This is a genomic window from Pantoea sp. JGM49, assembly GCF_018257655.1.
GTDB lineage: Bacteria > Pseudomonadota > Gammaproteobacteria > Enterobacterales > Enterobacteriaceae > Pantoea > Pantoea communis.
The window spans coordinates 91307-114038 of sequence record NZ_JAERJM010000002.1; the positions used below are offsets into that span (position 1 = coordinate 91307).

The 22732-nt window shown below is 56.7% G+C and carries 20 protein-coding genes; 13 read left to right on the forward strand and 7 right to left on the reverse strand.

The features are described 5' to 3' along the window. The first annotated feature begins 1 nt into the window (after position 1). Together JK231_RS03575 and JK231_RS03580 are read left to right on the forward strand one after the other, a co-directional pair. Complete coding sequence (locus JK231_RS03575; protein WP_249221624.1) at positions 2 to 1156, forward strand: amidohydrolase family protein; 1155 nt, start codon at positions 2 to 4, stop codon at positions 1154 to 1156. Between the two features lie 154 nt (positions 1157 to 1310). Further along, positions 1311 to 2846 (forward strand): FAD-dependent oxidoreductase, encoded by a 1536-nt coding sequence (locus tag JK231_RS03580; RefSeq protein WP_097117523.1) that lies wholly within the window; start codon positions 1311 to 1313, stop codon positions 2844 to 2846. Between the two features lie 66 nt (positions 2847 to 2912). On the opposite strand, the gene proC is transcribed toward JK231_RS03580, so the two are convergent. Further along, positions 2913 to 3725, reverse strand: coding sequence for a pyrroline-5-carboxylate reductase (gene proC / locus JK231_RS03585; protein ID WP_211728018.1), 813 nt, complete (start codon positions 3723 to 3725; stop codon positions 2913 to 2915). Between the two features lie 141 nt (positions 3726 to 3866). Here proC and JK231_RS03590 point away from each other — a divergent pair, with 141 nt between their 5' ends. Then, complete coding sequence (locus JK231_RS03590) at positions 3867 to 4310, forward strand: YaiI/YqxD family protein (protein ID WP_034830508.1); 444 nt, start codon at positions 3867 to 3869, stop codon at positions 4308 to 4310. Here JK231_RS03590 and JK231_RS03595 read toward each other — a convergent pair whose 3' ends face one another. Next, complete coding sequence (locus JK231_RS03595; protein ID WP_058961466.1) at positions 4311 to 5015, reverse strand: DUF2076 domain-containing protein; 705 nt, start codon at positions 5013 to 5015, stop codon at positions 4311 to 4313. A 286-nt stretch (positions 5016 to 5301) separates the two neighbouring features. Here JK231_RS03595 and aroL point away from each other — a divergent pair, with 286 nt between their 5' ends. From aroL to ppnP, 7 genes are all read left to right on the forward strand, one after another. Then, positions 5302 to 5826, forward strand: a complete 525-nt coding sequence (gene aroL / locus JK231_RS03600) for a shikimate kinase AroL (RefSeq protein WP_034830512.1) — start codon at positions 5302 to 5304, stop codon at positions 5824 to 5826. A gap of 111 nt (positions 5827 to 5937) precedes the next feature. Beyond that, positions 5938 to 6129 carry a YaiA family protein gene (locus tag JK231_RS03605; protein WP_034830514.1) on the forward strand — a complete coding sequence of 64 codons (192 nt, stop codon included), beginning with the start codon at positions 5938 to 5940 and terminating at the stop codon, positions 6127 to 6129. A 290-nt stretch (positions 6130 to 6419) separates the two neighbouring features. After that, on the forward strand, positions 6420 to 7172 hold the full coding sequence (locus JK231_RS03610) for an IclR family transcriptional regulator (protein WP_034830515.1): 753 nt from the start codon (positions 6420 to 6422) through the stop codon (positions 7170 to 7172). Between the two features lie 170 nt (positions 7173 to 7342). Further along, positions 7343 to 8902, forward strand: a complete 1560-nt coding sequence (locus JK231_RS03615) for an OPT/YSL family transporter (RefSeq protein ID WP_058961463.1) — start codon at positions 7343 to 7345, stop codon at positions 8900 to 8902. 15 nt (positions 8903 to 8917) lie between these two features. Beyond that, entirely contained in the window at positions 8918 to 9850 is a 933-nt protein-coding gene (locus JK231_RS03620) for a DUF1177 domain-containing protein (RefSeq protein WP_211728019.1), read from the forward strand. Positions 9851 to 9852: 2 nt separating this feature from the next. Next, positions 9853 to 10530, forward strand: coding sequence for an AroM family protein (locus JK231_RS03625; protein WP_211728196.1), 678 nt, complete (start codon positions 9853 to 9855; stop codon positions 10528 to 10530). A gap of 104 nt (positions 10531 to 10634) precedes the next feature. Beyond that, positions 10635 to 10919, forward strand: coding sequence for a pyrimidine/purine nucleoside phosphorylase (gene ppnP / locus JK231_RS03630; protein WP_034830521.1), 285 nt, complete (start codon positions 10635 to 10637; stop codon positions 10917 to 10919). Between the two features lie 105 nt (positions 10920 to 11024). On the opposite strand, the gene rdgC is transcribed toward ppnP, so the two are convergent. After that, on the reverse strand, positions 11025 to 11936 hold the full coding sequence (rdgC, locus tag JK231_RS03635; protein ID WP_034830523.1) for a recombination-associated protein RdgC: 912 nt from the start codon (positions 11934 to 11936) through the stop codon (positions 11025 to 11027). A gap of 145 nt (positions 11937 to 12081) precedes the next feature. On the opposite strand from rdgC, the gene mak reads away from it, so the two are divergent. Then, entirely contained in the window at positions 12082 to 12993 is a 912-nt protein-coding gene (gene mak, locus JK231_RS03640) for a fructokinase (RefSeq protein ID WP_058961461.1), read from the forward strand. 65 nt (positions 12994 to 13058) lie between these two features. Here mak and eat read toward each other — a convergent pair whose 3' ends face one another. Further along, positions 13059 to 14423 carry an ethanolamine permease gene (gene eat, locus JK231_RS03645; protein ID WP_034830527.1) on the reverse strand — a complete coding sequence of 455 codons (1365 nt, stop codon included), beginning with the start codon at positions 14421 to 14423 and terminating at the stop codon, positions 13059 to 13061. A 270-nt stretch (positions 14424 to 14693) separates the two neighbouring features. On the opposite strand from eat, the gene JK231_RS03650 reads away from it, so the two are divergent. Next, positions 14694 to 15698, forward strand: a complete 1005-nt coding sequence (locus JK231_RS03650) for a phosphotransferase (protein ID WP_211728020.1) — start codon at positions 14694 to 14696, stop codon at positions 15696 to 15698. A gap of 471 nt (positions 15699 to 16169) precedes the next feature. Beyond that, positions 16170 to 17231, forward strand: a complete 1062-nt coding sequence (locus JK231_RS03655; protein WP_160834008.1) for an AraC family transcriptional regulator — start codon at positions 16170 to 16172, stop codon at positions 17229 to 17231. On the opposite strand, the gene JK231_RS03660 is transcribed toward JK231_RS03655, so the two are convergent. The 3 genes from JK231_RS03660 to sbcD form a co-directional block, all read right to left on the reverse strand. Continuing rightward, positions 17191 to 17610: a cell envelope integrity TolA C-terminal domain-containing protein gene (locus tag JK231_RS03660; RefSeq protein WP_160834007.1), complete on the reverse strand. Its 420-nt coding sequence runs from the start codon at positions 17608 to 17610 to the stop codon at positions 17191 to 17193. The two genes, JK231_RS03655 and JK231_RS03660, sit on opposite strands and share 41 nt — an antisense overlap. A 192-nt stretch (positions 17611 to 17802) precedes the next feature. Next, positions 17803 to 21480: an SbcC/MukB-like Walker B domain-containing protein gene (locus JK231_RS03665; protein WP_211728021.1), complete on the reverse strand. Its 3678-nt coding sequence runs from the start codon at positions 21478 to 21480 to the stop codon at positions 17803 to 17805. Then, positions 21477 to 22688, reverse strand: a complete 1212-nt coding sequence (gene sbcD / locus JK231_RS03670; protein WP_211728022.1) for an exonuclease subunit SbcD — start codon at positions 22686 to 22688, stop codon at positions 21477 to 21479. The genes JK231_RS03665 and sbcD overlap by 4 nt, the downstream gene beginning before the upstream one ends. Positions 22689 to 22732: the final 44 nt, after the last annotated feature.

Here is a 22732-nt window from a genome sequence, read left to right on the forward strand (position 1 = left end):
AATGCTATTACGCGGTCGCGATTACCGCACGCTGGATCCGATTGAGCTCTACATGTGTGAAGGCCTGCTGGCAGAGGTGCGATCGTTGCCAGAGCCCGATAACGATCTGATTCTGGCGCCGGGGCTGGTGGATCTGCAAGTTAACGGCTTTCAGGGCGTGGACTTTAATCACTTTCCTTTTAGCGAACAGGATGTGCTGAATGCCACGCACGCGTTGTGGCAACAAGGGGTCACCAGCTTTATGCCGACGGTGATCACCGCTCAGCCCGGAGAGATTGCGCAAGCGTTGCAGCGACTGGCCAGCGCCTGTGAACACTATTCGGACGTCGCGCTGGCGGTGCCGGGTTTTCATCTGGAAGGGCCATTTTTGTCACCGGAGGACGGCCCGCGCGGTGCGCATCCACGGGAGGCGATCTGTGCGCCGGATGTGTTTCTGTTTGAAAGCTGGCAACGGGCCGCGCAGCAGCGCATTGGTTTGCTGACGCTCTCACCGGAATGGCCGCAAAGCAGCGAGCTCATCCAGCATTGCGTGAAGCAGCAGGTGCGGGTGGCGATTGGGCACACCTCAGCCTCTGCCGCGCAGATTCATGATGCGGTGCTGGCGGGCGCTTCGCTTTCAACTCATCTGGGCAATGGCGCGCACCTGCAACTGCCGCGCCATCCCAATTACATCTGGCAGCAGCTGGCGGAAGATGCGCTGGCGGCCACGCTGATTGCCGATGGTGATCATCTGCCCGCTGAGGTATTGAAAGTCTTTTTACGGGCGAAGGGCGAGCAGGCGCTGCTGGTGAGTGATGTGACCTGCTTTGCCGGGCAGCCGCCGGGCATCTACGATTCGGCAATAGGCGGACGCGTGCAACTGAGCGCGGAAGGGCGGCTGAGTATGGCGGATGCGCCACAGCTGCTGGCCGGTTCCGCGCGGGGCCTGCTGGATGGCGTCAATTTTCTGCTGCGGCAACAATTAGCCTCTTTGCAGCAGGCGATTGAGATGGCATCGATTCGTCCGGCACGGCAGTTAGATTTGCCACAGCAGCATGGGTTGGCACCCGGTGCGCCGGCGGATGTGTTGTTGCTGAAACCCCAGCCAGATGGGGGCGTGGCGTTAGTCGCCTGTCTCAAACAGGGCAAAAAGGTGTGGCAAGCCGCCTCAGCCTGAAGCGCGATTTTATTTTCCTCGCTAACGGTGTGATAAGTAATATCTTATCCGCCGTTACGCTTTGTTTCTTCAGCGAAATTCTCCTGCTTTGCCAGGCTTACTGTTTGTAGGGATTTAATGTCGTCAAATCCAATAACAACGCAGGAGGCTAATCGTGAGCTATCAATCTGTCGTGGAACTCAAGTCGCTGGCGCAGCACAAACCCACCAAATTCACCGTGGGTGATATCGATATGGTACTGGTTCGCGATGGCGAACGGGTGCAGGCGTTGCAGGCAAAGTGCCCCCATGCGGGAGCGCCGTTAGAGCAGGGTGCAATTTGCGGCGACAAGCTGGTGTGTCCGTGGCACAAGGCGGTATTTCAACTGCGCGATGGCAAGATGTGTGAGCCGCTGGCATTGGCCAACCTCAAACGCTATCCGGTGCGTGTTGAACAGGGCAAGGTGCTGGTGAATCCACAAGCGATGACACCCGCCAGTGCGCCCGCCGCTCAGGGCGAATCACCGGTGTGCGTGATTTTAGGTTCCGGAGCCGCAGGCAGTGCGGCGATCTGGACGCTCCGCGATGAAGGTTTCAGCGGGCGCATTGTGCTGGTGGAGCGCGAATCCGCCGCCCCTTACGATCGCACCGCGCTGAGCAAGTTTGTGCCTTCGGGAAAAATGGCGATTGAGGACGTGCCTAAACTCCTTAAGCCGGATGTGCTGGGTTCGCTACAGCGTATTCAGGGCGAGGTCGCGCAACTCAAGGCGCAGGATCAGACGTTGATTCTTGCTGATGGTCAGACAGTGAAATTTGACCAGCTAATTATTGCCAGCGGCGGCGTGCCGCAGCCTCTTAACATCCCCGGTAAGGATTTGCAGGGTGTGCATCTGTTACGTTCGCTAAATCAGGCGGATGAACTGCTCAAACAGGTGGATCAAACAGAGCAGCTGGTGATCATCGGCAATAGTTTTATCGGTATGGAGATGGCGGGTGCACTGCGCAATCGTGATGTGGATGTCACGGTGATTGCCCGCCATCCATTGCCGTTTGCTAAGCAGTTTGGTGAAGAGATTGGACGCTATTTTCACGATCTGCACCGCAGCAATGGGGTGAAATTTGTTGAGGGTGAGCCGGAAGCGCTGGAAGGGAAAGAACAGGTGCAAGCGGTGCGTCTGAAAGGGGGCAAATCGGTGCCAGCAAGTCAGGTGCTGTTTGCCACTGGCGTGAAACCGGCGACGGATTTCATCCATGATTTGCCACTGCAGGACGATGGCAGCCTGCTCGCCGACGGGCAGCTACGCGTTGCTGACAATATCTGGGTCGCGGGCGATATCGCCAGTTATCTCACGCCGCGTGGCCCGCAGCGTATTGAGCATTATCGTGTGGCGCAGCAGCAGGGGCGAATCGCGGCTCTCAATATACTGGGCAAAGGTATGATGTATGATCGCGTGCCGTTTTTCTGGACCGCACACTACGGTACGCGCTACGAATATCTGGGCCATGCCGAAGAGTGGGACGACTACCGACTGCTGGGATCGCTTCAGGACAAAAGTTTTATCGCCTTTTATTGTCGTCAGGGCATCATCGCGGCGGTGTGTTCAGCAGGGATGTACACGCTGACAGCGGCGCTGGTGGAAACCATGCAGCAACCGATGACGCTGGCGCAAGGGCTGGCGCTGTTTGAAGCGTATCAGGGGCAGGGCGCGTAAAGAGGGCTGCACAACATTGGACGGATTCAGGTGCGCAGGCATGCGCACCTGATTAAACCGGGTAGGTTACTGCTTACTTAATGCTTCGGACTTGGCCATGCACTGCTGCATCGCGTTGATCACCGCCGCGCGGAAGCCTTTCTCTTCCAGCACTTTCACCGCTTCGATGGTGGTACCGCCGGGTGAGCACACCATATCTTTCAATTCGCCAGGATGTTTGCCGGTTTCCAGCACCATCTGCGCGGAACCTTTCACCGCCTGTGCCGCGAACTGATAGGCCTGCGCACGCGGCATGCCGCCGAGCACGGCAGCATCTGCCATTGCTTCGATAAACATAAATACGTAGGCCGGAGCCGAACCACTCACACCGACCACGGCATGAATCAGATATTCATTCACCACCGCCGCTTTGCCGAAGCTCTCGAAGATGCCAACCACTTCGTCGACTTCATGCGGTTCCACCAGTACGTTAGGGGTAATCGAAGTCATGCCTTCGTTCACCAGCGACGGCGTATTCGGCATCACGCGGATGATTTTGCGGTCGTGCCCCAGCACGGCAGCCAGTGAATCGAGGGTGACGCCTGCGGCGATCGACACCACCAGCGAATCCTTCTTCAATTGACCCGCGAGATCTTTCAGCACTTTGAGAATCGCATTCGGTTTCACGGCACCAAACAGGATATCGACTTCACGTGCCAGACTCTCTGGGCTTTCAGCCGCTGTCACGCCATATTGCTCTGCCATCGCCTGATTGGTGGCCGGTTTGCGGTCGCAAACCCAGATGTTAGCCGGGGCAATCAGCCCGCTGTTGACCAGTCCGCTGATAATGGCCTTCGCCATATTGCCGCAGCCGATAAACCCGATTTTCTTCTCCAGCATCGCTCTATCCTTTAAGTGTTCATTTTCTCGTGCGAGTTAGCTTACGACAGCTGTGCTGAATAACAAGCCGCGTAAAAATATTTGCCATTCTGCCGCAAGCGGGCAAGATCGCTTGCAATTCTGTAGGAAAAAGGAAAACACATGTCGATTTGGGTTGATGCCGATGCCTGCCCCAATGTCATCAAAGAAGTGCTGTACCGAGCCGCCGAACGCGCCAAAATCACCGTGACTTTCGTGGCGAATCAGCCGCTGCGCGTACCGCCATCACCGTGGCTGAAAACGCTGCAGGTCGCGGCGGGATTTGATGTGGCTGATAACGAGATTGTGAAGCGTGTGCAGCCGGGCGAGCTGGTGATCACCGGGGATATTCCCTTAGCGGCAGAAGTGCTGGAGAAGGGCGCTGCGGCGTTGAATCCGCGCGGCGAGCGCTACTCACCGGATACCATTCGTCAGCGTCTGACCATGCGTGATTTTATGGAAACAATGCGAGCGAGTGGCGTGCAAAGTGGCGGCCCGTCGGCGCTAAACCAACGTGACCGCCAGCTGTTTGCTAACGAATTGGATAAGTGGTTACGCCAGCGCTAATCAGACGAAGCTGTCATCGTCGTCGTAGTCGCCGCCACCAAAGTCACTGAAGTCGTTGTTATCCGCAAAGCTGTTGTTATCCCAGCTGGCGTTGTCGTTCAGGAAGGCATTGTTGCTGTCATTACCGTTAAAGGTATCGAGGCTGTTATCCACCTGCGGCAGCGCCGGTTCGTTGATGATATTCACAATCTCTTCCGGCTGAGAATGATGGAACATGCTGGTGAGCATATCGGCCATCACCACGCCCCCGGCCACACCTACAGCTGTCTGTAATGCACCACCGAGGAAACCCGTGCCGCGCGCAGGCGGAGCCGCATATTGCTGTTGGGGCTGCGCGTATTGCTGCTGAGGCTGCTGCGGCGCGCTGCCCCACACTGGCTGTTGCTGCTGCGGTGCAGACTGCCGAGAACCGCCGCCAAACAGACTCGACAGGAAACCACCGCTGCTTTGCTGCGGTGCTTGCTGTTGTTGTTGCTGAGCCTGTGCCAGGCGATTCTCCAGGTCGGCCACCTGAGCGTTGAGTTTTTTCAGCGCTGCTTCCTGAATCAGGATTGCCTGTGACATGTAATAAGGCGCACCAGGCTGGCTCTGCAAGTGCTGTTTAATCAGCTGTTCGGCACCGGCATCACGCGGTCCGCTCTGGGTTTCAGCCTGTTTCAGTCGGCTAAAGAGATTATCAATTAACTGTTGTTCTTCATTCTGCATGGTGTGAACCTCCAATGATTCGTACCTTCTTATATGTGGTCAACGTGACAGAAAGTAAATCAATGGCCTGGTAAGGAAATGTTGCCCGTGCTTACAAATAGGTTGATGCACGAAATACGCATCATTTTATCTTTATTAATCATGTTGATAGTGAATTCATGGCCGTAAATACGCGTAAATCGTGCTTCGCGGGTGGCTGATAAAATAAAATCCAGGTATCATGCGACGCAATATTGACCTGATGACCTTGCCCGTGCGGCATAAATACGGCGGAGGATGAGCCCGGATGTCATTACCCATCTATCTGATCGGCGCACGCGGTTGCGGTAAAACCACTATCGGCCAGGCCCTCTCTCAGGCGCTTGGTTATGCCTTTAGCGATACCGATCATAACCTGCAGCTCACGACGCAGCGCACCGTGGCGGAAATCGTCGCGGCTGAAGGCTGGGACAGCTTCCGTGCGCGCGAGACTGAATCGCTGCGGGCGGTCACAGCGCCGGCAACGGTGATTGCCACCGGCGGCGGGATGGTGTTGGCTGAGGTGAATCGTCGCTTTATGCGCGAACATGGGCAGGTGATTTGGTTAAATGCCCCGTCAACGGTACTGGCCGATCGTCTTGAACGTCAGCCCGAAGCCGCACAGCGCCCGACGCTAACCGGTCGTCCGATTGCCGAGGAGATGAGCGATATTCTGCGCGAGCGCGCGCATCTTTACCGCCAGACCGCGCACCATGAAGTGAATGCCATGCAGGCGCCAGAACAGGTTGTTGATCAAATTCTGCAATCCCTCTCGCTCGCCCGCGCCAGCTAACCCCTTCAGATTTATCCCTCTTTTTTCTCGCGATCCTCCATTGTCTATACTTTATTAGAGACAGGGGGATCGCCGCTGTCTGTGTGGAAACCAGACATAAGAGGGAAATCTATGCCAACCAAACCACCGTACCCGCGAGAAGCGCGCATCGTTGCCGTTGAGAAAGGCGCGGCAGGCAATACTGTGACGTGGTATGAGTTACGCGCTGACCATCCGAAGCCCGATTCACTGATCAGTGAGCACAAAACTGAAGCCGAAGCGCAGGATGCCAAAGCGCGTTATGAAGACGCGGATAAAGAGTAAATCTCGCGGGCAGGGACGCCTGTTAACCAGTGATGACTTTCCGTGGCTAAACAGTTATTTTCAACTGCCTTAAAATGACTAATATGCCCGCCAGAACCGCCATCCTTTTCTGCTGTTATTCCTGCTTGCCTGATGACGTCACTTTATTTTCAGTTTGCGCCGTATTTTATCCTGCGTTAAATCGACGCAAATATAGCCGGTTCAAAATTTGCGCTTGACCCGATCAGCAGAGCGAATTACTTTCACTGTATTGATATAGGAACTCAGTTCCACATAGTGAAACCGACGCCATGACCACACTCGAAAACGCCGCTGCCGTACTTAAGCTTTTCCAGCGCTTTGGCGTGACGCAGGGCCATCCGGGCCTGACCTTCACCGAGGTGGTTGACGCGTTGGGATTGCCGAAAAGTACCGTTTCTCGCCTGCTGGCGACCATGGAAAGTGAAGGATTGCTTGAGCGTGATCCCGATAGTCGCTGTTTCCAGATTGGTCGTGTGTTGCTTTCAGTTGCGGGGCACTACTTATCAACGCCGTTGGTTGATAGTGCTTCTGCGCCGATGGCGCAGTTGGCGGCCAGCAGTGGTTGTATGGGGTACATCTCCGTGCTGGATGGGCAAGACGTTCTGGTGATGCGCATGTATCACGGCCGTTTTTTCACCCAACTCGTCACGCCGCCAGGTACGCGTGTTTCCCTTTCCGGTACCTCTACCGGGCGCGTGCTGCTGGCACAATTGAGTGATGACGAAGTGCGTGCGCGTTTTGCCGATGACTGGCAAGCCGCATCCGCAAACTCGCCTCTGAACATTGATGCACTCTGTAAAGAATTAGCGGTGATTCGCCAGCAGGGCTGGGCACTGGCACGCAATGAGACGTTGCCGGGCATCAGCTCACTGGCGGTGGCGGTCACCAATAAACATCGCGGCGAAAGTGCCGCACTGTGTCTCTCGTTTCTCTCGCAAGAAGCGGCCCCGGGTTATCCGGACGCGCTGCTCAGCGAACTGCGCGCAACGGCTGCATTGATGGCCGAGAAATACGGCGCATAACCTTATTTTCGATTTAAAGGCGTTTATTCGCGCCACACCAGGGAAATAGCAGGTCTTCGGACCTGCCTATTTCAAAAATCAGGGAACGATTTATTAAAAGCGTTGATGTCCCGCGTGTCGGGCATAAAACGTATTACGCGTTTTCTACAGGGTGAAAATACGGGGATAATATGCGTCAACATAATCCAATAAAAAGTATCGGCGTGGGCTTAATGCTGGTTCTGCTGTCTGTAGCAGGTGCCATCATCGGGGTTCAGCTGATTACCACCATTGGGGTGACACCCAATACCTCTATTATCGGTGCGCTGTTTGCCATGTTGCTGGCGCGCATTCCTCTGCAATGGTTCCGTCGTTATCGCTCCATCGAAGTACAGAACCTTGCGCAAACCGCCATCTCTTCTGCCACCTTTGGTGCGGCGAACAGTCTGCTGATGCCGATTGCCGTGCCGTGGGCGCTGGGTGAACCGCAGCTGGTACTGCCGCTGTTTGTCGGTGTCAGTGCGGCGATGCTGCTGGATGCCTATCTGCTATACCGCCTGTTCGATACCCGCGTGTTCCCGGCCAGCAATGCGTGGCCACCGGGCGTGGCAGCCGCGGAAGCGATCAAAGCCGGCGATAAAGGCGGCCGTCAGGCGTGGTTGCTGGTGGTGGGTATTGTCGGCGGCATTGCCGGTTCGATGTTGAAAATCCCCATGTCAGCCTTCGGTACTGCTTTTATTGGCAATATCTGGGCGCTGAGCATGTTGGGTATTGGTTTTCTGTTGCGTGCATATGCGCAACCGGTTGCTGGTATCGATATCAATGCGTTGTATATCCCACACGGCATGATGGTCGGCGCTGGATTGGTGGCGCTGATTCAGGTCGTGCAGGTGATTGTCAGCCGTCGCAACGATCAGCTGAATGTCAGCCGCAGCGACAGCGAAGTGAAGCGTTCTCTCGGCTTCGGCACCGTTGGCTACATCATCATCTCCACGCTGCTGGCACTGGCGGGCGGTTTGTGGAGCCAGATGGGCTTGCCGATGCTGGTGCTGTTTATCGTGTATGCCGCGTTTGCTGCCTTCGTGCATGAATTGATTGTCGGCATCGCCGCGATGCACTCAGGCTGGTTCCCGGCCTTTGCCGTAGCGCTGATAACCCTGATCCTCGGTATTTTGCTCGGCTTCCCGCCGCTGGCGCTCTGCCTGTTGTGTGGCTTCACCGCCGCAACAGGACCGGCCTTTGCCGATATGGGCTACGACCTGAAAGCCGGCTTTATCCTGCGCGGTAACGGTGCCGATCTACAGCAAGAGCTGTGGGGCCGCCGTATCCAGTTAATCGCCGCGATGATCGCCTTTGTGATCTGTATTCCAGTGGTGTGGTACGCACACAACCTGTTCTTCGCCGAAAACCTGCTGCCACCAGTGGCACGCGTTTACGCCAAAACCATTCAGGCCGGTGCCGAGCCAGGCATTGCCGGAAGCTTGCTGATGTGGGCGATTCCGGGTGCGATTATTCAGTTTATCGGTGGGCCGAAGCGTCAGTTAGGCGTATTGCTGGCGACCGGTTTGTTAATCAACAACGCCGCAGCAGGTTGGGCGGTGATGGTGGGGATCGCACTGCGTATCCTGATCATTCGAGTGTGGGGCGAGCGTGGACGTTCACCGATGGAGGTGATGGCCGCAGGGTTTATTGCGGGCGACGCGCTGTACAGCTTCTTCCATTCTCTTTTTGCCAGTAGCACCAAGAAATAACCCAGGGAATTCAATATGAGTTTACAGCAGACACTGCAGGTTTTTGAGTTACTCGATAGCGCCTACGTGGATGGCCAGCAGGTGGTGGATCTTTTTGCCGGCTACCCAGGCGTGACCGCCAGCTTCAAGCGCGTCACCGGCCCGAAAGGGCGTACTGATTTCGTGCGCATTGATATTCCTGGTGCGCAGGGCAAGAGCAAAGGCGGCACCGCACCCACGCTGGGCATTGTCGGTCGTTTAGGCGGCATCGGTGCGCGTCCAACGCGTATCGGTATGGTGTCGGATGCAGATGGCGCAGTGGCGGCGGTGAGCAGTGCGCTGAAGCTGACACAGATGCAGACCAAAGGCGATGTGCTGGCGGGTGACGTGATTATCACTACTCACATCTGCCCGGATGCGCCAACCCGTCCGCATGAGCCGGTGGATTTCATGGACTCGCCATGCGATGACATCACCATGAATGACAACGAAGTGATCGACGGCGTGGACGCGATTCTCTCCATCGATACCACCAAAGGTAACCGTATCCTGAATCATAAAGGCTACGCGATCTCGCCGACAGTGAAAGAGGGTTACATCCTGCGCGTATCAGAAGATCTGCTGCGCATTATGGAGATGACCAGCGGTCTTCCTGCTGTGACCTTCCCGATCACTACGCAGGACATCACGCCTTATGGCAATGGTGTGTATCACCTTAACAGCATCCTGCAGCCGTCAACCGCCACCGATGTGCCAGTGGTTGGCGTGGCGATCTGCGCGGAATCGGTCGTGCCAGGTTGCGGCACCGGTGCCAGCCATGAAGTCGATATCGCGGCGACCGTGAAGTTTGCGGTGGAAGTGGCGAAAGAGTTTGGCCGTGAAACCTGTCAGTTCTATGACAAACAAGAGTATGCATTACTACACTCTTTGTATGGTAGTCTCAGTCACCTGCGTACGCGGAAAGCTTAATGATGAAACAGTCCCTGGTTACCTTAACGATTGCTCAATCCCCGCGTAGCGATATTCTGCCGCTGCTGCAGGATCACTTACCGGAAGAGCAAGTCGCTCACGCCGGATTACTCGACGGCCTGACACTCGCTGAGGTGGAGCAGTTCTTCTCGCCTGAAGCGGGTGAGAAAGTGCTGGTTTCGCGTATGACCACCGGCGAGCAGGTGCGCCTGTCGGGGCCAAAAGTTGAGCAGGGACTGCAACGCAAGATTACGGCGCTGGAACAGCAGGGCTACGATACGATTTTGCTGCTGTGCACCGGTGAATTTGGCACGCTGAAAACCGAAAAGGCGCTGTTGCTGGAGCCGGACCGCATTATCCCACCGTTGGTCAAGGCCATCGTGCAGGAACATAAAGTGGGGATTGTCGTGCCGGTAGAAGAGCAGATCGCTGAGCAGGCCAGTAAATGGCGGAATCTGAACAGCGCGCCATGCTTTGCCGTCGCCAGCCCTTATCTGGCACAGCAGAATGATTTGATCGAGGCGGGCCTGTCGCTGCAAGAGCAGGGGGCAGATGTGGTGGTGCTCGACTGTATTGGCTATCACCAGAAGCACCGGGATTTCCTGCAGAAAATGCTGGGCATTCCGGTACTGTTATCCAACGTGCTGGTGGCGAAGTTAGCGGCAGAGTTGATCGTCTGACTGAGGCCGATCACAAGTCGCGATCTGTATTGCTTTTTCGCGTGACAGATCAGCGAGTTCCCTTGTAATCTGCCAGACACCATAATGTGCTGTGAGGAAGTAACATGCTCAACGTAAGTGAGTATTTCGACGGAAAAGTGAAATCCATTGGTTTCGACAGCGTAACCATTGGCCGTGCCAGCGTTGGCGTGATGGCAGAAGGTGAGTACACCTTCGGTACAGGACAGCCGGAAGAGATGACGGTCGTGAGCGGCGCACTGAAAGTGCTGCTGCCAGGTGAAACCGAGTGGAAATGGTACGAAGCCGGTTCGGTTTTCAACGTGCCGGGTCACAGCGAATTCCACTTGCAGGTGGCTGAGCCAACGTCTTATCTCTGCCGCTATCTGTAAACGCGGACTTTCAGCATGAGTCATCATTAAACCGGGAATGCTTTTAGCATTCCCGGTTTCTTTTTGGCTTCAGCGTAGCCAGGTGGGGGGTAAACGATTCAGGCTTCAGCGCTTGGCTTCGCCGCCTAACGCTTCCACCAGATTACTGATCAACGCGGCCAGTTCGCCGGTCATCAGGGTGAAATCGGCATCAAAACGCTGGGCAAAATCATCGCGGTCGATGTCGTCATTCTGCTCACGCAACGTGTCGCTGAACTTCAGACGCTTGATCGAGGCATCGTCGGCAATCACCAGCTGAATACGCTCCTGCCAGTCCAGAGCCAGTTTGGTCACCACTTTGCCAGCTTCGATGTGGGTGGCGATCTCATCGGAGATCAGATCCTGTTTCTTACACCGGATCACGCCGCCGTCTTCCAGAATCGCTTTCAGCTCTGCTTCATCCATCAGCGCGAAACCGGCCGGCAATTCACCAGAACGCACCCATTCGGTCAGCGTCAGCTCAATCGGGGTTTCCAGCGTTAGCGGCACCACCGGCAGCGAACCGATGCTTTTACGCAACAGCGCCAGGGTGTCTTCTGCTTTTTTAGCGCTGGCGCAATCGACAATGATCAGGTTGTTCACGGTGTCGATCCACATAAACGTCTGACTGAAACGGCTAAACGCGCGTGGCAGCAGGCTATGCAGCACTTCATCTTTAAGCGAGTCTTTCTCGGTCTTCTTCAGCTTGCGGCTCTGTTCCGCTTCCAGCTTGTCGATCTTCGCTTCCAGCGCCTGCTTCACCACCGGCGAAGGCAGGATCTTCTGCTCAGTGCGGGCGCAAATCACGATCTGGCCGTTGATTTCATGCGTCAGCGCTTCGCCGCGGTTGCCCATCGGTGACACCCAGCCGGTTTTCGCCATATCCTGGCTGCCGCACGGCGAAAACGTGAAGGCGTCGAGCTGTTTTTCCAGATCGTCTGCGGACAGCGGGATGTCACGATTCAGACGATAAACCATCATATTTTTAAACCACAACATCGGGATTCCTTACCGTGGGTGCGATCGGGCGCACAAGTCTCAAAGTCAGCGCGCATGATAGCGAAACATCGGATTGGTTTCATTGCCTTTCCCGATTCAGCCTTCTACTGTATCTGTCACCTGAACGAATAATGAGGAATAAATCGTGCGTATTGGGATTGATTTAGGCGGTACCAAGATTGAAGTGATTGCGCTCTCCGATCAGGGGCAAGAGCTGTTCCGTCACCGCGTCAATACCCCGCGCGATGACTATGCCGCCACAGTCCAGGCGATTGTGGATTTAGTGCTGCTGGCAGAGGAGAAAACCGGGGAAAAAGGCACGGTGGGCATTGGCATTCCCGGCACGATTTCGCCGTACACCCAGCGGGTAAAAAACGCCAACTCCACCTGGCTGAATGGACAGCCGCTGGACAAGGATTTGGCGCAGGCGCTGAATCGTGACGTGCGCATCGCCAATGACGCGAATTGTTTAGCGGTTTCCGAAGCGGTGGATGGTGCAGGCGCGGGTCAGCCGTTGGTGTTCGCGGTGATCATCGGCACCGGTTCGGGCGCGGGCGTGGCGATTGGCGGTGAATCGCGCATTGGCGGCAATGGTAATGCGGGCGAGTGGGGCCACAATCCTTTGCCGTGGATGGATGAAGATGAACTTCGCCATCGCGAAGAAGTACCTTGCTATTGCGGTTTGCAGGGCTGTATTGAAACCTTTGTATCGGGTACCGGCTTTGCCATCGATTATCAGCGTTTGAGCGGTAAAGCATTGAAGGGCGCAGAGATCATCAAACTGATTGAGCAGCAGGATCCGGTAGCAGAGCTGGCGATGAGCCGTTACGAAATGCGCTTAGCTAAGTCGCTGGCGCAGGTAGTGAATTTGCTCGATCCGGATGTGATCGTGCTGGGCGGCGGGATGAGTAATAACGATCGCCTGTATCAGACAGTGCCAGCCCTGATGAAGCAGTGGGTGTTTGGCCGCGAGTGCGAAACGCCAGTGCTGAAAGCGGTGCACGGCGATTCAAGCGGTGTGCGCGGTGCGGCATGGTTATGGCCGCTGAAATCCTAGAAAAAAGGTCGCCTCAATAGCGACCTTTGGACAGGGGCGCAGTTTTGCGCCCTCTGGTCCCGCGATTACTCACCCATCAACATCGCATCCTGCGGCGCATTCTGACGCTGAGTTTTGGTCGCGAGGAAGTAAATATATCCCACCACCATAATCCCCACGAACAGGCCGCCAATCACCGGGTTGAACCACAGCATGGCAATCAGACACACCAGTGACAGCACCAGCGCGATACCGGGAATAATCGGATAACCCGGCGCGCGGAAGCTGCGTTCCATGTCGGGTGCGGTGCGGCGCAATTTGAACAGGCTCAGCATACTCATCAGGTACATCACGATGGCGCCAAATACTGCCATGGTGATCATCGCCGCCGTCAGCGTCATGCCCTGCAGGTTGATCAGACCATCACTGTAGATTGCCGCGATACCAATTACGCCACCGGCAATAATGGCGCGATGCGGCGTCTGGAAACGTGACAGTTTCGCCAGACCCTGCGGCAGATAACCGGCGCGCGCCAGGGCAAAGAATTGACGTGAATAGCCGAGGATAATGCCGTGGAAGCTGGCGACCAGTCCGAATAAGCCAATCCACACCAGCATATGCATCCAGTTTGAATGCTCGCCGACGATCATCTTCATCGCCTGCGGCAACGGATCGTTGATGTCAGACAGTTTACGCCAGTCGCCTGCGCCGCCCGCCAACAGCATCACGCCAATCGCCAGTACCACCAGCGTCAGAATCCCGGTGATGTAAGCTTTGGGAATGGTGCGCTTCGGATCTTTGGCCTCTTCGGCGGCCATGGCGGCGCCTTCAATGGCGAGGAAGAACCAGATGGCAAAAGGAATAGCCGCGAAGATGCCGGAAAGGGCTGGCATACCGAAATGATCGCTTCCCGCCCAACCGTTAGCGGCAAAATTGGCGATACTGAAGCCCGGCGACACTACGCCCATAAACACCAGCAGTTCCAGCACCGCCAGCACCGTCACCACCAGTTCAAACATCGCTGCCAGCTTCACGCCGAGGATATTGAGGGTCATGAAAACCAGATATGCGCCGACCGCAGCGGTTTTCGGATTGAGATCCGGGTACTGCACGTTGAGATAAGCACCAATCGCCATGGCAATCGCCGGTGGGGCGAACACAAACTCAATCAGCGTCGCCAGACCGGCAATCAAACCACCGGTTTCACCAAAGGCGCGGCGACTGTAAGCAAACGGGCCACCGGCGTGTGGAATGGCGGTGGTCAGCTCGGTAAAGCTAAAAATAAAGCAGGTGTACATGGTGGCGATCAGTGCGGTAGTGATCAGGAACCCCAACGTGCCCGCTACGCCCCAGCCATAACTCCAGCCAAAATACTCCCCGGAAATTACCAGTCCAACCGCGATACCCCACAAATGCAGAGTGCCCAGCGTGGGTTTGAGCTTACTCGTCATAATCGTCTCCCCGTCGTGATTGTTGTGCGGCGGCTGCACCGCGCTGTTTTGTTCTATGCACTACAGTGAAGTGATAATGCCGCCGCCTGCAGCGGGAAAACTTGACGCAGGCGCAGTGAGTTTTGTCCTCCACGGTCAACTCTGAGGCAAGAAAAGTGCCAGATGTACGCTGCGGTCAACTTTGGGTTATCTGCGGTCAAGCAGTCAGAACGCTGTCATCCCATGCTGATAACACTTGCTTCCTTTAAGATTGATGCTGGAGACAGATGAATGAGCGCCAAACAATCCGATACCCTTACTGATGCGGAAACCACCGTGCTGGCACAGCAGGCGCTGGCCTGTTATCCCGCGCCCTTGCAGGGCGAGCTGAAGCTACTTTGTCGCTCGGAGAACGCCACCTTTCTGTTGCTGGCGGGCGGTAAACGTTATGCGTTGCGCCTGCATCGACCTGACTATCACAGCAAAGCGGATATCCAGAGTGAGCTGCTGTGGCTCGACGCGCTGCGTGAGATTGGCATTATGGTGCCGCAGGCGATCCCGGCCAGTGATGGCGAAACGGTGCTGACAATAGCCATGCCCGATGGCGGCATGCGACATGCGGTGCTGTTCCACTGGATCGAGGGCGAGATGCCCACCACCGAGGTCGATCCCAAAGCCTTCCAGCAGCTCGGGCACATCACTGCGCGCCTGCATCAGCACAGTCGCAGCTGGCAAAAACCGGCTGGCTTCCAGCGTATCATTTGGGATCATCACACCATGGTCAGCGATCACAGCCACTGGGGCCGCTGGCAGGATGCGCCCAATCTCAATCCTGCCGATCATGGCATTGTCGCTGAAGCAGTGGCGCGGGTCGGGCAAGAGTTGCAGGGCTTTGGTAAAGGACAGGATCGTTATGGCTTGATCCACGCTGATCTGCGCCTCACCAATTTGCTGCTGCACAAAGGTGAAACCCGGGTGATTGATTTTGATGACTGCGGCATGGGCTGGTATCTGCACGATTTGGCGGCGGCGATCAGTTTTGTTGAGCATCATCCGCGTGCCGCCGAATGGGTGGATAACTGGATCCAGGGTTACGAGCGTGTGGCGCACATCACTGATGAGGAGATGGCGCTGGTGCCGACGCTGCTGATCCAACGTCGCATTCAGATGACAGCGTGGATGGGCACCCATGCCGACACCGAGATGGCATTGAGTCTGGGGCCGCGCTGGGCCGATCACTCAGTGCGTCTGTGCCGTCGCTATCTGGAAACCAATCAGTTGCCGGTTGGCGTTTGAGTTGCACCAGTAGCGGGCAGCAGTGCGTCGTAGCGGCGCAATTTATTGCGCTCTGTGAGATGACCTTCACGCCGTTGCGCGATAAATCGCGCCGCTATGATATGAACAGAAAGCGGTCGCGGCGAAACTAAATGCAACCGGACCTTTGGGCCGCGCTTAGCCAGATGTGCATCAATGTGCATGCATTTTGAATGCCACCGGGCCATTGAGCCGCTTTTATTCTGTTGAGCAGGAATGCGCACGTTACCGAATGTCACCGGATCATTGGGCTGCTTTTAGCCAGGTGTGCAGCAATGTGCACGTTACGGTACGTCACCGGACCATTGGGCCGCGTGTGCACCAACGCGCATGCCGGAGAATACTCCCGAACCTTGCCGCGTCGTCATTGATGACGACCATTGAGTGCGTCATGGTACGAATCTTGCTGGATCCCACCATTAGTTTCACTCGCGCGATCCCTGTGAGGTTCCGATGCAATCACTGATGACTCCTTCTGAAGCGTACAGCTCGCTCTCGGCACAAGCCAACAACCGTGGCGTGCTGGCAGCAGCTGCAACCGGCTTAAGCACCTTTATCACCGACAAAGGCGGCGATGTTGATCGTATTTTTGGTATCAGCGGCATTGATTCCGAACTGCTGGCCAGCCCGACGCTCAGCCTTGGTCTGGTCAACTATTGCCGAGTGATGGAAGAAGCGGCGCGCCACTCTGGTTTTGATAACTTCGGTTTGCATTACGGCAAGCAGTTCAAACCGCAGTCATTAGGGCTGATTGGCTATATCGGCTTATGCTCACCGACGCTGGAGCAGGCGCTGCACAACGTGGTGAATGCTTTCCCCTGGCATCAGCACGATACGCTGACGCGCCTGGTCGATAAAGGCGACTGCTGGCGGCTGGATTATCAGGTGCGACACGGGGCGATCCTCTCACGTCGGCAGGATGCGGAATTGACGCTCGGCATGTTCCTCAATCTGATCCGTCACGTGGCCGGCAAAAACTGGGCGCCGCGCGAGGTGCATTTTGAGCATCCCCGGCCGGAGCAGTGGCACGAGCACTGCAAAGTGTTTGATGCGCCAGTGTGGTTCGATCAACCGTTCAACTCACTGCTGATCCCCAAACGCGATCTGCTGCGCACCATGCCAGAGCAGGATCCGATGTTGTTAATGGTGATGCAGGATGCCATCCGCCGTCTGAATAGCAGCGCTTCACTGCAAAGCGTGGTGGAGCAGGCGCGTTCGCAGGTCAACTTATCGTTGATGCAGGGCGAACCGGTGCTGGAAGAGATCGCGGATAAAATGGGGCTGTCGAGCTGGTCGTTGCAACGGCGGCTGCGCGAAGAGGGCATCAGCTTCACCGCGCTGGTGGATAAAGTGCGTTGCGAAATGGCCACGCACTACCTGCAACAAAAGCAGTTGCCGATCTCGGAGATGGCGCTGCTGCTGGGCTATTCCGAAGTCAGTGCGTTTTCACGCGCCTTCCGGCGCTGGTTTGGCATTAGCCCGCGCCAGTGGCGACAGGATGGGCTGGCGAGTTAGCCTGATGCGGCGCAAAGCCGAACCACGCGGGTTGGGTGCGATCCGGTGGCGGCGGTAATCCTTTCGACTGACCAATCAACTGCCAGGCGCGCAGGCACAGGGTTTCATCACCTTGCGTCTGCGTGACTGCATAGCGCCCGCTGTTTTGCCACTCCAGTCGCACCATACATTGCTGTCCCGCGTAATGTGCCGCATCGGAAAATTGCCGGTTGAGCTGTCGCTGCATCTCATCAGTCCATTTGCAGGATGCGCTGCCCGGTTCGCTCTGTGGCTGGCACAGGTTGGTCATACTTTCCATGGGATGCGATGGGGCATGCTGGCAGGCGCTGAGTAGGGTACTCAACAACAATGTGCCAGCAATACGGCGAAATACGTTCATCTATTTGCCCGGATTTGCAAAACATGGTGGCCAGTTTACCGAGCAGTAAGGGGATTGCTATGGCATTTCTCTGACTCTGATTAGATCCAGAATTTTTCGCTCAATGGCTCGCACGACGCACAGCTGAATGTCAGGTGCGGCCAGACAGCCGCACCCTGTGAAAAGAGGCTCATTTGATGGCGGGACGGACGTTTATTCCCCCGGCAACTCCAGCTTGCTGTAACCCAGTCCATTCATCTTCCGCACCCTGATCTGCACCGGAATACGTTCTTTCATCGCTTCAACGTGACTGATCACGCCGATGGTTTTACCGCTGGCGTTCAATGCGTCGAGGGCATCCAGCGCGGTGTCGAGTGTTTCGGCGTCCAGCGTGCCGAAGCCTTCATCAAGGAACAGCGATTCGATGCGCGTTTTGTGGCTGACCAAATCAGACAGCGCCAGCGCCAGTGCCAGACTCACCAGGAAGCTTTCGCCGCCGGACAGCGTGCGGGTATCGCGCGTGGCATCGGCCTGCCAGGTATCGACCACTTCCAGCTCCAGCTCATCGGTGACACGGCGTTGCAACAGGTAGCGTCCGTGTAAGCGATCCAGCTGACGGTTCGCCAGCCATACCAGATGATCGAGCGTTAATCCCTGGGCGAAGCGGCGGAATTTATCGCCTTTGGCTGAACCGATTAAATCATTCAGGCGACCCAGTTGCGTCAACTCCACCTCGTCATTGGCAATCTGCGTCAGTAATGATTGCTGCTGCTGACGCTGTTGGGCATCACTGTGCAACTGCTGCTGCGCTTCACCCTGCTGACGGGCATTGTCGCGCAGGGCCAGACGCAGGGATTCCAGCTGTTCAGCAATACCCGCCGCCACTTCGTCACTTAGCGTGGCAGGGCGCTGTTGCTGATGGGCAGTGACGCGCTGCGCCAGCTGTTGGTGCAGGGTAATCTGCTGCTGACGCTGTTGCTCCAGGGCTTGCAGATGCTGGCGCAGATGCTGAATGTCCTGTTCGTCCAGCAACGCGCTGCGCAATGCCTGCTCGTCGGCGAAGGCGCTCTGCTGGAGTGCGCTGTTAAACGCCGTTTCTGCCGCCTGCATACGCAGATGCATGGCCTGAATTTGGCTATCAATTTGCTCACACTGACCATTCAGGCTGTGCAGCTGGCTTTGTGCCTGCTGCCACAGTTGTAACTGCTGCGCCAGCGCCTGTTCGCACTGTTGCAGCAAGGCCTGCTGCTGCTGACGCGCAACGCTCACCTGACGATCGCCAAACAGTTGCTGACGCTGCTGCTGCTGTTCTGCGTGCTGCTGTTGCAGGCTGCTGAGCGCGTGCTGCAATGTCTCCAGCTGCTGCTGCTCGCGCGTCAGGTTGCTTTGCAGGTTGTTCTGCTCGCTGTCGGCTTTAGCCAGTTGCGGCTGTAACTCAGCCAGCAAGCGCTCACTCTGCTGCCAGGCTTGCCAGCGCTGCTGCAACGTAGCCAGCCAACTGGCACGGGCATCGCGTTCGGGCAGCGCAAACTGATGTGCCGTAAGCTGCTGTTCCAGTTGCTGCGCTAACTGCTGCCAGGCGCTATGTTCCTGAGTTTCCCGCTGATTAAGTTCATCCAGCGTTTGCTGCAGGTTGTTCAGTTGCTGTTGTGCCAGCAGTTGTGCGCTATGCTGCTGCTGCCACTGTTGTTGCTGTACCAGATGCGCGTCTTTGGCCTGTTGTAACGCTCGCGCCGCATTTTCGCGCTGCTGCAGTTGCTGCTGCTGCGTGGCTTCCTGCGCATCCTGCTGCTGTTGCCACGCCGTAAAGACTTCCTGCTGATCTAACGTGCAGGTAAGTGCCAGCTCACCGCTGAAAGCTTGCCACTGCTCGCGCGCCACCGCGAGTTGCTGTTCGAATTCGGCAATCTCCTGTTGCAGCACCTGCTGCTGCTGAAGCGACAGCTTGTGCTGTTCACTTTTCGCCGTGCCTGATTCTTTGAGCTTGTTAACCCGCGTTTCCTGTGCCGCCAGCCGCTGTTGGTTTTCACCTGGTTGTAATTGCTGATACTGCGCAATAGCCGGATGCTGGCACGAACCGCACAGCGGGCAGGGCTGATCGGGCTGCAGCCGGGCGCGTTCATCAGCCAACTGTGCAATGGTGCGCTCCAGCTCGCAGATTTTGCGCAGATCGAGCAGCGTCTGGTTCTCACGTTTGTAATCGTCGCGCAGTGCCTGCAAAGCGCGTTCGTCTTGCTGATGCTGTTGCTGTAACAGCGTGAGTTTTTGTTGCCGCTGTTGCAACTGCGGCTGCAACGATTGCCAGCGCGCCGCCAGTAAGCTGAGCTGGTGGCGTGCCGCGCGCTGCTGTTGATGCTGTGTCAGCGCGTCACGCAGTGAGGTGCTGCTGATTTCAGTCTCAAGTGAAGTGAGTACCTGCTCCGCTTGCTGACGTTGCTGGCTGGCCTGCGTCTCAGCCTGCTGCAGAGGTTCTAACCTGCGATCACCTTCGGCAATCGCCTGCTGCTGCTGGGTCAGTTGCGCGTTTTGCTGCTGCTGTTGCGCACGAAGTTGTGTCAGCGCCTGCTCGCGTTCATCGAAACGGGCGATATCAGCTTGCCAGCGCGTCAGTTCTGGCCCCCAGTCTGCTACCGCCGCTTCACGGCTGCGAAATGTCTGCTGTTCTGCCAGCTGCTGTTGTAAGCGCTCACGTGTTAGCAGATGCTGACTGAGCGCGATCTGGCTTTGCTGCACTGTCTGTGACTGTTGCGCATGCAGGCGCTGCTGCTCCGCCAACTGCTGTGCTCGGCTGGCGAGCTGTTGGTCGAGCGGAATCACCTGTTCGGTAAGCAAGGTTTCCAGCTGCTGCTGATCGGCGAGTGCCTGCTCACGCGCCTGCTGTGCCGTCTGATAACTTTTTTCACCCTGCTGCAGCGCGGTTTGCGCATTTTGCTGCTGCGTGTGGAGCTGCTGCGCCTGCTGGGTTGCGAGCTGGTAATCTTGTTGCAACTGCTCACGCTGCTGAAGTTTTTCTCGCAGCTTTTCAGCCGGTTCCGCGCGTGCCAGACGTTGGCGATCGCTTTCCGCCCGCTGCCATGCCTGTTCGGCATCCAGGTTCGCCTGTGCGGCTTGCTGCTGCTCCTGCGCCAGCTGTTGCGAGTGCGTCAGCCACTGTTGTTGCTGTTGCGCTTGCTCAAGCTGCTCGCTCAGCGTTTTTTCCTGCGCCGTTAAGGCTTCAACCTGCTGCATCAGCTCTGTGCGACGCGTCTCATCCAGCAGCATCATGCCGCCAGCGCGGGCGCGCAGTGTCTCCAGATCGCTGCGTGCGGTGCGCCAGCGCTCGTAAATCTGCATCGAGATTTGGCCGTAAATTTCGGTGCCGGTGAGTTCTTCCAGCAGTTCGGCGCGTTCGCCCGGCTTGGCGTTGAGGAAGGCAGCGAACTGGCCTTGCGACAGCATCATTGAACGGGTGAAACGGTCAAAATCAAGGCCTGAGAGCGTTTCGATGAGCTTGAGTTTGTCACCCACCTTATCGGCCACAATCTGGTTATCCGCCACGCGCGCCAGCTCGACACGCGGTGCCTGCAATTTGCCATCCGCCTGGCCGCGTGCGCGGTTCTGGCTCCAGAAGGCGCGCCAGGCTTCGCCTTTGATCTCAAATTCCACTTCTGCCAGACATTCGGCGGTGTCGCGGGTGATCAGTTCGTTTTGCGTCTGCGACAGCACGCCAAGGCGCGGCGTCTGGTGATAGAGCGCCAGGCAAATGGCATCCAGCAAGGTGGTTTTCCCCGCGCCGGTCGCGCCGGTTATGGCAAATAAGCCGTTGCTGGCAAAGGGTTCACGGCGGAAATCGATAAACCATTCACCGCGCAGCGCATTGAGGTTTTTAAAGCGTAACGTCAGGATTTTCATGCGGACGGGTTCTCCAGCGCGGCGAGGGTGGTGCGGAACAGTTGGGTGAGCTGTTCGGCTTGTTCGGCATCAAACTGCTCTTCCTGCGCCAGACGGCGGGCGAACACTTCTTCGACTTTCAATTCGCTTAGCGTTTCATTATCCATGCGTGCCAGGCTGCGCTGACGCTGTTCGCGGCTGCGGCGTACCAGTAGCACTTCCACCGGCAGGGCTTCGGTCAGTTGCTCAACACGGCGCTGTAAATCGCTGAGATATTCTTGCGTGGTGATTTCAATATCAAGCCAGACGGGCTGCTCGCGATCTCCCTCGCTAAATTCGCTCAGCTGTTGTTCGATCTCCACCATTGAGCCTTTTAGCATCTGCATTGGCTGGAACTGCGGGATCGGGAGGGGAGTGACGCTTTCCAGCTGAGCGCTGAACTCCAGCAGGAGCACGCTTTTCTCGCGACCTAATTCATCAAAGCTGAGCGGAATCGGTGAACCGCTGTAGCGAATATGATCGCTATCAGCAATGCGCTGGGCACGGTGAATATGGCCCAGGGCAATGTAATCCGCGGCGGGAAACGCCTGCGCCGGGAAGGCATCCAGCGTGCCGATATAGATATCGCGCACCGAGTCGCTTTTGGTCACGCCAACGGTGGTGAGATGACCGGTGGCAATGATGGGAAGTGCGCGATCTGCCCGCTCGGCCAGCGCTGCGGCATAACACTGTTGATAATGCTGCTCAATCGCTTCCAGCAGTGAGATCTGCTTCTCGCGCCCGGATTGTCCCGCCTGGCTGCGCAAAATATCGCGCGGACGTAAATAGGGAATCGCGCACAGCAGTGCGCCCGGCGTGCCATCGCGTTGATGCAGCGTCAGCACCTGCTGTTCGCCCTGTGGCGTGGCGCTGGTGATCACTCGCGTATTTAAACAGGCGAGTAACTCGCGTGATTCATTCAGGGTAGCGACAGAATCATGGTTGCCCGCCAGCACAATCAATTCACAGTGCGTTGGCTGTAGCGCCACCACGAAGCGGTTAAACATTTCACGCGCATAGCTCGGTGGCGAACCGGTATCAAACAGGTCTCCCGCGATGATTAAGGCATCCACCTGATGCTGCGTAATCTGTGCCAGCAGCCAGTCGAGGAAGGCTTGATGCTCGGCCGCCCGGCTTTTGCTGTAAAAGAACTGACCAAGATGCCAATCCGCGGTGTGAATGATGCGCATGAATACTCCCTGCTTCGTTAAGCGAAGGCGAATTATAACCTCTT

Bases quoted from the DNA above. Each gene is read 5' to 3' on its own strand.
- sbcD (WP_211728022.1), bottom strand. From the start codon at position 22,688: ATGCGCATCATTCACACCGCGGATTGGCATCTTGGTCAGTTCTTTTAC.
- JK231_RS03655 (WP_160834008.1), top strand. From the start codon at position 16,170: ATGCAATCACTGATGACTCCTTCTGAAGCGTACAGCTCGCTCTCGGCA.
- JK231_RS03665 (WP_211728021.1), bottom strand. From the start codon at position 21,480: ATGAAAATCCTGACGTTACGCTTTAAAAACCTCAATGCGCTGCGCGGT.
- JK231_RS03605 (WP_034830514.1), top strand. From the start codon at position 5,938: ATGCCAACCAAACCACCGTACCCGCGAGAAGCGCGCATCGTTGCCGTT.
- aroL (WP_034830512.1), top strand. From the start codon at position 5,302: ATGTCATTACCCATCTATCTGATCGGCGCACGCGGTTGCGGTAAAACC.
- rdgC (WP_034830523.1), bottom strand. From the start codon at position 11,936: ATGTTGTGGTTTAAAAATATGATGGTTTATCGTCTGAATCGTGACATC.
- JK231_RS03625 (WP_211728196.1), top strand. From the start codon at position 9,853: ATGAAACAGTCCCTGGTTACCTTAACGATTGCTCAATCCCCGCGTAGC.
- JK231_RS03615 (WP_058961463.1), top strand. From the start codon at position 7,343: ATGCGTCAACATAATCCAATAAAAAGTATCGGCGTGGGCTTAATGCTG.
- proC (WP_211728018.1), bottom strand. From the start codon at position 3,725: ATGCTGGAGAAGAAAATCGGGTTTATCGGCTGCGGCAATATGGCGAAG.
- JK231_RS03620 (WP_211728019.1), top strand. From the start codon at position 8,918: ATGAGTTTACAGCAGACACTGCAGGTTTTTGAGTTACTCGATAGCGCC.
- JK231_RS03610 (WP_034830515.1), top strand. From the start codon at position 6,420: ATGACCACACTCGAAAACGCCGCTGCCGTACTTAAGCTTTTCCAGCGC.
- JK231_RS03650 (WP_211728020.1), top strand. From the start codon at position 14,694: ATGAGCGCCAAACAATCCGATACCCTTACTGATGCGGAAACCACCGTG.
- ppnP (WP_034830521.1), top strand. From the start codon at position 10,635: ATGCTCAACGTAAGTGAGTATTTCGACGGAAAAGTGAAATCCATTGGT.
- JK231_RS03595 (WP_058961466.1), bottom strand. From the start codon at position 5,015: ATGCAGAATGAAGAACAACAGTTAATTGATAATCTCTTTAGCCGACTG.
- JK231_RS03575 (WP_249221624.1), top strand. From the start codon at position 2: ATGCTATTACGCGGTCGCGATTACCGCACGCTGGATCCGATTGAGCTC.
- JK231_RS03590 (WP_034830508.1), top strand. From the start codon at position 3,867: ATGTCGATTTGGGTTGATGCCGATGCCTGCCCCAATGTCATCAAAGAA.
- eat (WP_034830527.1), bottom strand. From the start codon at position 14,423: ATGACGAGTAAGCTCAAACCCACGCTGGGCACTCTGCATTTGTGGGGT.
- JK231_RS03660 (WP_160834007.1), bottom strand. From the start codon at position 17,610: ATGAACGTATTTCGCCGTATTGCTGGCACATTGTTGTTGAGTACCCTA.